Source organism: Novosphingobium sp. BL-S-19, from assembly GCF_055521675.1.
The window spans coordinates 959,090-970,691 of sequence record NZ_CM145497.1; the positions used below are offsets into that span (position 1 = coordinate 959,090).

Annotated in this window: 9 protein-coding genes; 4 read left to right on the forward strand and 5 right to left on the reverse strand. The window is 64.4% G+C overall.

Annotated features, from left to right (window positions below):
• Positions 1–29: 29 nt before the first annotated feature.
• From ACZ1JV_RS04095 to ACZ1JV_RS04115, 5 genes are all read right to left on the reverse strand, one after another.
• Positions 30–647 carry a pyridoxamine 5'-phosphate oxidase family protein gene (locus ACZ1JV_RS04095; protein WP_465149708.1) on the reverse strand — a complete coding sequence of 206 codons (618 nt, stop codon included), beginning with the start codon at positions 645–647 and terminating at the stop codon, positions 30–32.
• A 73-nt stretch (positions 648–720) separates the two neighbouring features.
• Positions 721–1,698 (reverse strand): alpha/beta fold hydrolase, encoded by a 978-nt coding sequence (locus tag ACZ1JV_RS04100; protein WP_465149709.1) that lies wholly within the window; start codon positions 1,696–1,698, stop codon positions 721–723.
• A gap of 127 nt (positions 1,699–1,825) precedes the next feature.
• Positions 1,826–2,704 (reverse strand): LysR family transcriptional regulator, encoded by an 879-nt coding sequence (locus ACZ1JV_RS04105; RefSeq protein ID WP_465149710.1) that lies wholly within the window; start codon positions 2,702–2,704, stop codon positions 1,826–1,828.
• Between the two features lie 114 nt (positions 2,705–2,818).
• Entirely contained in the window at positions 2,819–4,093 is a 1,275-nt protein-coding gene (locus ACZ1JV_RS04110; RefSeq protein WP_465149771.1) for a dipeptidase, read from the reverse strand.
• A complete protein-coding gene (locus ACZ1JV_RS04115) occupies positions 4,093–4,779 on the reverse strand; it encodes a helix-turn-helix domain-containing protein (RefSeq protein ID WP_465140000.1) in 687 nt (228 codons plus the stop codon). The genes ACZ1JV_RS04110 and ACZ1JV_RS04115 overlap by 1 nt, the downstream gene beginning before the upstream one ends.
• 128 nt (positions 4,780–4,907) lie before the next feature.
• Between ACZ1JV_RS04115 and ACZ1JV_RS04120 the strand changes: the two genes are divergently transcribed.
• The 4 genes from ACZ1JV_RS04120 to ACZ1JV_RS04135 all read left to right on the forward strand — a co-directional run bounded on the left by ACZ1JV_RS04120 (position 4,908) and on the right by ACZ1JV_RS04135 (position 11,580).
• On the forward strand, positions 4,908–6,974 hold the full coding sequence (locus tag ACZ1JV_RS04120; protein WP_465149711.1) for a serine hydrolase domain-containing protein: 2,067 nt from the start codon (positions 4,908–4,910) through the stop codon (positions 6,972–6,974).
• Positions 6,974–7,972, forward strand: a complete 999-nt coding sequence (locus ACZ1JV_RS04125) for a dipeptide epimerase (protein ID WP_465149712.1) — start codon at positions 6,974–6,976, stop codon at positions 7,970–7,972. Before ACZ1JV_RS04120 ends, ACZ1JV_RS04125 begins: the two co-directional genes overlap by 1 nt.
• On the forward strand, positions 7,969–9,261 hold the full coding sequence (locus ACZ1JV_RS04130) for a peptide MFS transporter (RefSeq protein WP_465149713.1): 1,293 nt from the start codon (positions 7,969–7,971) through the stop codon (positions 9,259–9,261). Before ACZ1JV_RS04125 ends, ACZ1JV_RS04130 begins: the two co-directional genes overlap by 4 nt.
• A 93-nt stretch (positions 9,262–9,354) precedes the next feature.
• Complete coding sequence (locus ACZ1JV_RS04135) at positions 9,355–11,580, forward strand: TonB-dependent receptor (protein WP_465149714.1); 2,226 nt, start codon at positions 9,355–9,357, stop codon at positions 11,578–11,580.
• The last annotated feature ends 22 nt before the right edge of the window (positions 11,581–11,602 follow it).

The following is an 11,602-nucleotide window of genomic DNA, read 5'->3' on the forward strand; positions in this document are numbered from 1 at the left end:
GCCCTCGGATGAAACCGCGTTTCTCCGTTTCACCCGTGGAGTTGACCGCGCAAGGCGGCATTTTCCGCTTCTAGTTCCGCCACGCGCTCATGCAGCGGGCGAACCGCCTGTTCGATCTCCCGTTCGGTGAAGCGGGGGGTGATGTGCTGGGGGCAATTCCAGTCGAACGCCTTCAGCCGCAAACGGAAGATCCGTTCGGGGCGCGCTTTGTAGCCGGCGTCCAGAACGCGTTCGGCCAGTGCCGGATCCGCGTCCATCGAAAGCTTGTCGACATGGGCGTAGATCTTGAGCCGCATGCGCCGGGGATAGTCCATCAGGATCAGGCAGGCCCGGTCGTTGGCCGCGAAATTGCCCGTGCTGATGTACTGGCGATTGCCGCGATAGTCGGCGAAGGCCAGCGTGCCGTCATCCACCACCTTGAGGAACCCCGCCGGGCCGCCGCGGTGCTGGACATAGGGCCATCCGTCTTCCGATACCGAACCGATGTAGAAACTGTCGCGCGCGGAAATGAAGGCGGCCTCGTTCGCGGTGAAGCGATCGAACTCGCGATCGCCCTCGAAATGGGCCCATTGCCGGTCCGCGCCCATCTCCGCCTGAGCCGCGCGGACGCTGGGCGTCATGGCGATATCCAGAAATCCATAAGACATGATGCATCTCCGATATTGGGTCCGATATTGGGTCCGATAGGGGAGGCCGTGGCGCGGCCTCCCGATCAGTCGGTCAACGCGGCGCGACTTTGCGATCCAGGAAGTCGCGAATGAGCGGCGCCATCTCGTCCAGCTTGTCCTCGAGAGCGAAATGCCCGGTGTCCAGGATATGGAGTTCGGCCTCGGGCAGGTCGCGCAAGTAGGGGTGGGCGCCCGGTTCCGGGAAGATCTTGTCGTTCTTGCCCCAGACGATCAGCGTCGGCGGCTTGCGCTCGCGGAAGAACTGCTGGAACTGCGGGTAGAGCGGCACATTGGTGCGATAGTCGTAGAACAAGTCCAGCTGGATATCCTTGTTCCCCGGCCGATCGAGCAGGGCCTGGTCGTGCACCCAGTTGTCCGGGCTGATGCGCGACAGATCGCTGACGCCGTCGGCATATTGGAATATGGTGGCCTTTTGCGTCACCAGCCAGGCCTGCGCCTCGCGGTCCTTCGCCGATCCGCTTTTCCAGTAAGCCTTGATCGGGTCCCAGAAGGCGCCGAGCCCTTCGTCATAGGCATTGCCGTTCTGGACGATGAGCCCGCTCACCCGTTCCGGATGCTTGATCGCCAGCCGGTAGCCGACAGGGGCACCGTAATCCATGACGTACATGGCGTAACGCTGCGCACCGAGCCGGGACATCAGTTCATCCACCATGTCGGCATAATGGCCGAAGCTGTAAACGAACTGCTTGTGGTCGGGCGCATCGCTTTGGCCGAAGCCGGGATAATCGGGCGCGATCACATGATAGCGATCGGCCAGAAGCGGGATCAGGTTGCGGAACATGTGCGAACTGGTGGGAAACCCGTGCAGCAACAGCACGACCTGGCCGTCGGCCGGGCCGGCTTCGCGATAGGCCATCTTCACGCCGTCGATCGTCGCGCTGCGGTAGTGGACCGTTACCGGCGCGGTGCTGGTGGCCGCGCTGTCATGCGTGGGGGCCGCCATCGCGCTGGCCGGTGCGGCGATGCCGGCAGTCGCCAGCATCAGGGAAAGGATCAGTTGCTTGGTCATGTCTTCCACCCTGTTCAGTGCCGCCGCGCCATCTGCGTCAGCCTCTGGTGGAAGATGTAATTCCTACGCGCGTTCTCGTTAACTCACTCGTTTTGGAAGTCATTATTCCTGTCGTTGGAATAATCCGTCACTGCAGAAGGCTGTTGGCGCGCAGGCGTTCGGCGGCGAGATCGACGAAAGCCCGCACTTTTGCGGTGGCGTGTCGCCCCTCGGCATGAACGACGTGAACGGGAATGGGGCTCTCCTCGTGGTCATCCAGGACCGATTGCAGCCGGCCCTCCGCCAGCGCCGGCGCGATCTGGTAGGATAGGACGCGGGTAATCCCCCATCCTTGCTCGGCTGCCGAAATGGCCGCTTCGTTCGTATTGCACAGCAGGCGCGGATGCACGGTGACGCTGGTTCCGCCGTCCGGGCCGAAGTGCCATTCGGGGGACACCCAGGCGCCGGTCGGCATGATCACCCGGTGATCGGCAAGATCGCCGGGCGAACGGGGCACGCCGTGCTTTTCGAAATAGGCCGGCGATCCGCAGATCGTCCTGCGAACCCAGCCGACCCGCGTGGCGCTGAGGCCTGAAGGCGGGAGGTTGCCGATCCGGATCGCGACATCGATGCCTTCCTCGATGATGTTTACCGGCCGATCGACGAACAGGGTCTGGCCGGTCACGTTGGGAAAGCGGTCAAGATATTCCAGCAGCACCGGCAGCACATGCATCTGCCCGAACATGACCGGCCCGGTGACGGTCAGCATCCCGGCGGGGTTGCCGTGCGATCCGGCTGCCGAGGCTTCGGCATCGGCAATGTCGGCCAGGATGCGGCGGCAATCTTCGAAGTAGCGCTGTCCCGCCTCGGTCATCTTTACCGAACGGGTCGTGCGGGTGAGCAGCCTGACGCCGATCTCGTCTTCCAGGAAGGAGATCGCCCTTGTCACCGCCGGCGGGCTGAGGCGCATCTGGCGTGCGGTTTCCGCAAAGCTGGCAGTCTCGGCCACCCGCACAAAGATTTTCATGGATTGCCAACGGTCCAATCCCGCCCCCTTCAGGCTGCAAATTACAGGGGCGACACTGGGCGAAAACGGCTTTCCCGGTCAATGTCGGGCAAGGCTTTGGATCGTCCCGCCGCTCTATCCGGGCCTGCGGGCCTCACCTGCGACTTTTTCGGCGGCTTCCATCACCCGCAGCACATTGCCCCCGGCCAGCTTGGCGATATCGGCATCGCTCCAGCCCCGGCGCATCAGTTCCGCCAATAGGGCCGGATACGTCGAAACATCCCCAAGCCCGACCGGCAGTTCGTTGCCCACCCCGTCATAGTCCGAACCGATGCCGACGTGGTCGACGCCGGCGATCTTGACGATGTGCTCGATATGATCGGCCACTTCGCCCAGAGCGACCGGCGGCTTCGGGTGGGCCTTCAGCCATGCCGCATAATCGGCCGCCGCCTTGTCCGGCTGGCCGATGTCGAGCCCGCCGTAGGGCGGCGAATTGAGGCGGATCTTCTCCGCCGCCGCATCCGCAGACCAATGGCGATAGGCGTCCGAAACGTAGAGCGAGGCGTAGTTGACCATGACCACGCCGTCATGCGCGGCGATCAGGCGCAGGACATCGTCGGAGACATTGCGCGGATGGTCGTTCACGGCGCGTGCGCTGGAGTGGGAGAAGATCACCGGCGCTTTCGATGTGGCGATGGCATCGCGCATGACCGCCTCGCTCACGTGGCTGACGTCCACCAGCATGCCGAGCCGGTTGAGTTCCAGCACGACTTCCTTGCCGAACGGCGTCAGCCCGTTGTGTTCCGGATTGTCGGTGGCGGAATCGGCCCAGGCGATATTGCGTGAGTGGGTCAGCGTCAGATAACCGGCGCCGAGCGCGGCATAGCTGCGCAGAACGGAGAGGCTGCCGTCGATCTGGCCGCCGCCCTCAACCCCGATCATAGAGGCGATGCGCCCCGCCGCATGGGCCTTGCGCACATCCTGAGCCGTGCGGGCCAGCGCGAAAGTGTCCGGATAGCGCGCGACGATGGAGCGGACGAGGTCGATCTGCTCCAGCGTTTCCAGCACCTGCCGGTCCCCCGGCAAGTCCGGTGAAACCCAGACCGACCAGAACTGGCCGCCCACCATGCCCTTGCGCAGGCGAACGACGTCGGTGTTGTAATGCGCCGGGCTGGCCGAAAGGTCGCGCAAGTCCATCGTCCAGCGCTTGTCGCCTTCGGTTTCGCGCAGCATTTCCGGCCAGTCGTTATGGCCGTCGATCAGCGGGGTGGTCCGCAGAACCTTGGCGACCCTGGCGGCATAATCGGCGGAAGGCTTTGCGGCGGTGTTCGCCGGAGCCGCGGAAGCGGCGCCGGAAATAGCAGTGGAGGCAAGCAGCAGGGTCGCGAACAGGGCATTTGCAGCGCGCATCATTTCACCTTCTTGGTGCGGGAGGGACGGGCGGGAGGGGCATCCTCGTTCGCCGCGTTTTGCCGCTGTTCCTCGTGGATATGCAGCATGGCTTCCATCAGGGTGTCATCCGAACTGGACATTACGCCCAGCACTTCGGCCTCCTCACACCCTTCCGCCGCCAGATAGGCGTGGCCCATGCTCGAATCGATGTAGAGCGACTGGCCGGCCTCCAGCGTGATCGGATCGTAGAATTCGGTTTCCACGACGATACTGCCGCTCAGCACGTAGATGAATTCCTCGCCCGAATGGCGCACCAGTTCGCCGAACTGCTGCGCCGAACGCGCGCGGATCTTGGTGATCACCGGGATCATCCGCTTCCGCCGCAGTTCCGTGCAGAGGTAGTAATAGTCGTAGTTCGCGGTTTCGACCCGAACCGACTGTGCGATGTCGCCGATGCTGCGCCGCGCGGTGACCGGCTGGGCGGTATCCTCGCCTTCCTCGGCAAAGAGTTCGGACATGCGCATGCCCAGCCGCTGGCCCAGCAGCTGAAGCTTGTCGTAGGTCAGCGTAAGCCTGTCATGCTCTACCTTGGAGAGGGTGGAGACGGGGATTCCGCTCCGCGCGCTCATTTCCTTCAGCGTCCAACCTTCCCGTGCCCGCAACCCGCGCAGCAGGGTTCCAAGCGTCGACGGCGTATCGGGCAAACTGGATTCCTTTCAGCCCATTGACGAATTTTCCAATCAGGATAACAATCACCCGATTGGAGAAACTTTCCCCAACTGTATCGACGCATCGCGTCGCGCGCAACGGGGATACGAAAAGGGTGGGGCCAATGAACCGGGGACGTACGAAGGGAATTCTCGCAGCAGGGCTGATCGCCGCGCTTGCCGCCGGCGGCGCGATGGTGACGGCGCAAGTGCCTGAGACGAAAAGCGGGCTGCCTGTCGGCAAGCCGGCCCTGCCGACGGACGGCGCCACATCGGCCGCATTGCCGTCCGCACCGATCGTGATGCCCCCTGCCGGCCCGACCGGCGCGCGCGATCTGAACGCCGCCGATGTCGACGCCTGGCTCGATGGCTACATGCCCTTCGCCTTGCGCAGCAATGACCTTGCAGGTGCCGTTGTGACCGTCGTCAAGGACGGTCAGGTCATCTCTGCGCGCGGTTACGGCTATGCCGATATCGCCCATCGCAAGCCGGTCGATCCCGCCACCACGCTGTTCCGCCCCGGCTCGGTTTCCAAACTGGTTACCTGGACTGCGGTGATGCAGCAGGTGGAAGCGGGCAAGATAAACCTCGACGCGGACATCAACACCTACCTCGATTTCAAGATCCCGCCCCGCAATGGCAAGCCGGTCACCATGCGCCAGATCATGACGCACACGGCGGGCTTCGAAGAGGCGATGAAGGACCTCATCACCGACAAGCAGGACGGCCTGATCCCGCTGGGCGCCTACCTGAAGCGCTGGACGCCGACGCGGATCTTCGATCCCGGCACCACGCCCGCCTATTCCAACTGGGCCACTTCGCTGGCCGGTTACGTGGTGGAGCGCACGTCAGGCATGGCGTTCGACGATTATGTCGAAGCCCATGTCTTCAAGCCGCTCGACATGAAGACCGCCAGCTTCCGCCAGCCGCTGCCGGCCAGCCTGAAGCCGCTGGTGGCAACCGGTTATCCGCGCGCTTCCAAGGATGCGGAGCCGTTCGAAGTGGTAATCCCGGCACCGGCCGGCTCGCTGTCCGCTTCCGGGCTGGACATGGCCAAGTTCATGATCGCCCACCTGCAGAACGGCAGGGGCCTGCTGAAGCCGGAAACGGCAGCGATGATGCACAACAGCCCGCTCGACAAGGTCAATCCCGTCTCGCTGGTGCCGCCGCTGAACCGCATGCAGTTGGGCTTCTTCCAAACCAACATCAACGGCCGCGAAGTCATCGGCCATCTGGGCGACACCAACAATTTCCACACGTCCCTCCACCTGTTCATGAAGGAGGGCGTGGGCTTCTACGTCTCGTTCAACAGTGCCGGCAAGGAAGGCGGTGCACATAACGTGCGCCTGCAATTGTTCCAGGATTTCGCCGACCGCTATTTCCCTGCGGCACCAGCCGCGAAGGCCGCAAAGGTCGATGCTAAGACCGCCGCAGAGCACGCCAGATTGATTTCCGGACTGTGGGACAGCAGCCGCCGCGGTCATTCCAACTTCGTCGACGTGCTGAACCTCTTTGGCCAGACCGAAGTCGGCGTGGACAAGGACGGCGGCCTGCTGGTGCCTTCGCTGAAGACCGCCGGCGGCGGGCTTGAGAAGTGGGAGGAGGTCGAACCCTTCGTCTGGCATGAGCGGGGCGGCCACGATCGCCTTGCCGCGCAAGTGGTGGACGGCAAGGTCGTGCGGTGGAGCTTCGATCTGGTTGCGCCCTTCACCGTGTTCGATCGGGTATCCGCATGGCGGTCCTCCGCCTGGCTGATGCCGGCAATCTACGCCAGCCTTGCAATCCTGCTGCTGACCTTCCTGTCGTGGCCGGTTACCGCCTTTACGCGCTGGCGCTTCGCCGCGCCGCTGAAGGTGGCGGGCAAGGCCCGCATGGCCTACCGCGCCACGCGGCTGGGCGCCTTGCTGACGCTGGCTGCGGTCGGCGGCTGGACCGCCTTCATCATCAGCGCCTTCTCCGACCTTTCGGTGCTGAGCGCCGCCAGCGACGGCATCCTGTGGTTCCTGAAGGGTGCCAGCGCACTGGCCTTCTTCGGCATGGTTGCCGCTGCCGTGTGGAATGCCGTACTGACTTGGCGCGACGGCCGCCGCTGGCCGGCCAAGACCTGGAGCGTGCTGGTCGTCCTGGCCGCACTGGTTCCGCTCTACGTCGCGTTGGTCTTCCACCTCCTCGTACCCTCGGTGATGTACTGATGCTTCGGCTTGACGTCGAAACCGATACGCTGCGGCTGGCCGAACCGTTCCGCATCGCGGGCTATGTCTTCGAGACGGCGGACGTCCTTGTCGTCACGCTGGGCGACACCACGCATCGCGGGCACGGGGAGGCTGCCGGGGTCTATTACCTCGGCGACGATCTGGCCCACATGCGCGGCCAGATCGAGGGCGCGCGGGCGGCGATAGAAGCCGGGCCAAGCCGCGAGGAATTGCGCGCGATCCTGCCGCCCGGCGGCGCGCGCAATGCGGTGGATGCGGCGCTCTGGGATCTGGAAGCGGCCCGCGCCGGAAAGCCCGTCTGGGCACTGGCGGGGCTGGACGAAGCGCCCCGCCCGATCGTCACCACTTTCACGGTCAGCGCCGATACGCCGGAGGCGATGGCCGCCAAGGCGAAGAGCTATGTCGGCGCCCGTTCGATCAAGGTCAAGCTGACCGGCGAAGTCGAACTCGATCTGGCCCGCGTCGCCGCGATCCGCGCCGCGCGGCCGGATGTCTGGCTGGGCGTGGACGGTAATCAGGGCTTTGCGCGCGGCGATCTTGACGCTTTGGTCGCCGGTCTTGTCGAGCACGGTGTTTCCCTTCTGGAACAGCCGCTGCCGCGCGGCGCCGAGGCGGAACTGGAGGGCTTCGTCTCGCCCGTGCCCATCGCCGGGGACGAGAGCCTGATCTGCCTTGCGGACGTGGCCGGCGCAAAAGGCCGCTTCGATGTCGTCAACATCAAGCTCGACAAGTGCGGCGGGCTTACCGAAGGGCTGCTGATGGTGGCGGAAGCGCGCCGCCTTGGCCTTGGCGTGATGGTCGGCACCATGGTCGGCACCAGTCTGGCGACGGCGCCCGGCTTCGTGCTGGGCCAGATCGCCGATCTTGTCGATCTCGACGGGCCGACTTTCCTGGAGCAGGATCGCAGGCCCTCGGTGACTTATGCTGACGGCACGCTTTTCGCCTCCGAAGACGTCTGGGGCTCCGGTCGGGCATGACGGGGGCGGGAACGGGGGCGGTATCAGGGCCGGGGGCAAAGACGCGCACATGGTTCGGCCAGCCGCGCGGGCTGACCGTGCTGTTCCTCACCAATATGTGGGAGCAGTTCTCCTACTACGGCATGCGCGCGCTGCTGGTCTATTACATGACCCGCGAACTGCTGCTGGGGCAGGAAAAAGCCTCGCTGATCTACGGAATCTACACCGCCTGCGCCTACTTCACGCCGATCGTCGGCGGGGTGGTGGCGGACCGTTACCTCGGCAAGCGGCGGGCCATCGTCATCGGCGGCTCGATCATGGCGCTCGGCCATTTCATGATGACGTTCGAGCCGCTGTTCTACCTTGCGCTCACCACCATCGCGCTGGGCAACGGGCTGTTCCTGCCCAGCCTGCCCAGCCAGATCGACGACCTGTACGAGCCGGGCGATCCGCGCGTGGGATGGGCCTACAACGTCTACTACGTCGGCGTGAACATCGGCGGTTTTCTGGCGCCGCTGATCTGCGGCACGCTGGGCGAGCTTTACGGCTGGCACTGGGGTTTCGGCGCGGCCGGGATCGGCATGGTGCTGGGCCTTTGCATCTACCTCTGGGGGCAGCGCCACTTGCCCGAGCAGGCGCGGCATCCCGTGGTTGAACGCCACGCGCTGCCGCGCGCCCGGTTTCCGCGCGGCACTTTGCTGCTGCTCCTGTCCGTTGCGCTGTCTGTCACCGTGTTTCGCGGCGCTTACGAGCAAGTGGGCAATACCGTCGCGCTCTGGGCCGACAGCGGCGTGGACCGACGGTTAGGCAGCTGGACCATCCCGATGACCTGGTTCCAGTCGCTCAACCCGCTGCTGGTTATGGCGATGACGCCTTCGCTGCTCGCCTTCTGGCGCCGCCGCGCGCAGGCGGGGGGCAGTGAGCGTCCCGTCCGCCGCATGGCTGCCGGCGCACTGATCGTGGGCGGGGCCTACCTGCTGCTGGCCGGAATCGCAGCCATGGGTGGCACGGCCTATTGGCTGTGGCTGGCGCTGTTTTTCGTCATCCTGACCTTGGGCGAACTGTTCATTCTGCCGACCGGACTGGGCCTGTTTGCCCGGCTTGCGCCGGAAGGGCTGGGGGCCACCACGGTTGCCGCCTGGTACCTGGCGACATTCGCGGGAAGCCTGTTCGCCGGGCTGGTCGGCACATTGTGGAGCGGCATGTCGCACGCGCTCTATTTCCTGCTGTTGGCGGCCCTTGCGGCAGCGGCGGCGCTGCTGCTGGCAGCGATCGATCGGCGGGGGAACCGCTTTATCGAATCTGTTTGACAATTTTCTGAATGAGACAATAATTTTCTAATTGAGATCATTTGCACCGGCGCGGCCGGGCAGGGCATCAGGGTTCTAGGGGGAACACAGGCAATGAAAACCGTTCGGCTCGTTCTGTCGATGTCATGCAGTGCTGCGGCGCTGTTCGCTGCAAGTGTCGCCCATGCCGAGGAAGCGCCCGGTGCAACGGACGATCCCGGCGAAATCATCGTCACCGCGCAGAAGCGCGCGCAGAACCTGGTGGACGTGCCGCAGGCTGTCTCCGTCGTCACCGGTGACGCGCTGGATCGCAATGGGGCGGTGACCTTCCAGGACTATCTCAAGCTGGTCCCCGGCCTGCAGGTTTCGCAGAGCAACCCCGGTGAGGCGCGCGTGGTGCTGCGCGGCATCAATACCGGCGGCGCCACTGCCACGGTCGCCACCTATGTCGACGAAACGCCGTTCGGTTCCTCCAGCGGACTGGTGAATTCGGCCATCCTGTCCGGCGAACTCGATACTTTCGACGTCGCGCGGATCGAGGTTCTGCGCGGTCCGCAAGGCACGCTCTACGGCGCCAGCTCGCTGGGCGGCGTGATGAAGTTCGTGACCACCGAACCGCAGACAGACGGCTTCGCCGCGCGCGCCCGGGGCAGCGTGGAAAGCACCGACGGCGGCAAGGCGTCCTACATGGGATCGGCCCTGATCAACGTGCCCGTCTCGAACAATCTGGCGATCCGCGCCTCCGGCTTCTATCGCAGCTATGGCGGCTTCATCGATTCCATCGGCACCGGCGGTTCCGATCTGGCGAAGAACATCAACGATTCGAAGAGCTATGGCGGCCGCGTTTCGGCACTGTTCAAGCCGAACGACGGTTTTTCGGTGCGCCTGACCGCGATCCTCCAGAATCTGGACAGCGACGCCGCCAGTGTGGTGGAAGCGGATCCGGCGCGAATGAAGCCGCTCTACGGTGGGCTCACTCAGTCGCAATTCGTGCCCGAATTCACCAATATCGCCTACCGGCTCTACAACGGCACGATCAGCGCCGATCTTGGCTTCGCGGACCTGCTTTCGACCACCAGCTACAGCACGCTGAAGGAGCATCTGCGCGACGACTACACAGTGCAGTACGGCACGCTGCTGGGCCTCTACGACCCGGTCGCAGGGGCGGCGGCCGACATCGGGCTGGAACAGAACACCAATGTGAAGCGCGTGACTCAGGAACTGCGCCTGTCGTCGAAGGGCGAAGGCATGTTCGAATGGATGGTCGGCGGCTATTACAACCACGAAAAGGGCGCGATCCTGCAACTGTTGCAGGCTTACGACGTCGGCACCACGACGCCGATGGCCGGCTTCCCCCTGCTCGCGGACATCTTCCTGCGTTCCAAGTATGAGGAATTTGCTGGCTTCGCGAACGGCACTCTGCATCTGGGCGAACGTTTCGACTTCACGTTCGGCGGACGCTACAGCCACAACGACCAGAGCGCCTCGCAAGGCGGAGAGGGTCTGCTGGCGGCCGACGCCCTCAGCGCCAAGTCGAAGGAGGGCGTGTTCACATGGTCGGCCGCGCCCAAGTTCAAGCTGAGCAAGAGCGCATCGATCTACGGCCGCGTCGCCAAGGGCTTCCGCCCCGGCGGCCCCAACCTGATCCCGCCGGGCGCACCGGCCGGCACGCCGTCCACTTACGATTCGGACTCGCTGATCAGCTACGAACTGGGCGTGAAGGCGGAAACGGCGGACCGGACTTTCGCCATCGACATTGCCGCCTTCCACATCGACTGGAAGGACATTCAGTTGCTGGCCGTGATCAACGATTATGGCGTCAACACCAATGGCGGTTCGGCCAAGAGCGACGGCTTCGAATTCACCGCCAGCATGCGCCCGGTACGCGGGCTGACCTTCTCGCTGAACGGCGCCTATACCCACACCCGCCTTACCGCCGATACCGATCCGCTGCTGGTCGGTGGCAGCAAGGGCGATGCGCTGCCCTTCGTTCCCAAGTGGAACGTGAGCCTCAACGGCGATTACGAATGGACGGTGGGCGCCAATGCTTCGGCTTTCGTGGGCGGATCGATCCGCACGCTCAGCCAGCAGAGCGGCAACTACAACCCGGCCTACCTTGCCACCTTCGGCCGCCAGATCAGCCTGCGCGCCTATGACGTGATCGACTTGCGCGCCGGTGTCGATTTCGGCCGCTTCTCGGTCACCGCCTATGCCAAGAACCTTGGCAACAGCCATGGCCTGATCAGCGCGGACTATACCGGCGGCTATCCTAATGGTGCGGCCGGCGTGGGCGTGATCCGTCCGCGCAGCTTCGGGCTCACCCTTGACGCCACGATGTGAGATCGAAGTTCCATGGTGAATT

Excerpts from the sequence above, each read along its gene's own strand:
- ACZ1JV_RS04105 (WP_465149710.1), bottom strand. The coding sequence starts at position 2,704 with ATGAAAATCTTTGTGCGGGTGGCCGAGACTGCCAGCTTTGCGGAAACC.
- ACZ1JV_RS04100 (WP_465149709.1), bottom strand. The coding sequence starts at position 1,698 with ATGACCAAGCAACTGATCCTTTCCCTGATGCTGGCGACTGCCGGCATC.
- ACZ1JV_RS04130 (WP_465149713.1), top strand. The coding sequence starts at position 7,969 with ATGACGGGGGCGGGAACGGGGGCGGTATCAGGGCCGGGGGCAAAGACG.
- ACZ1JV_RS04125 (WP_465149712.1), top strand. The coding sequence starts at position 6,974 with ATGCTTCGGCTTGACGTCGAAACCGATACGCTGCGGCTGGCCGAACCG.
- ACZ1JV_RS04110 (WP_465149771.1), bottom strand. The coding sequence starts at position 4,093 with ATGCGCGCTGCAAATGCCCTGTTCGCGACCCTGCTGCTTGCCTCCACT.
- ACZ1JV_RS04135 (WP_465149714.1), top strand. The coding sequence starts at position 9,355 with ATGAAAACCGTTCGGCTCGTTCTGTCGATGTCATGCAGTGCTGCGGCG.
- ACZ1JV_RS04120 (WP_465149711.1), top strand. The coding sequence starts at position 4,908 with ATGAACCGGGGACGTACGAAGGGAATTCTCGCAGCAGGGCTGATCGCC.
- ACZ1JV_RS04095 (WP_465149708.1), bottom strand. The coding sequence starts at position 647 with ATGTCTTATGGATTTCTGGATATCGCCATGACGCCCAGCGTCCGCGCG.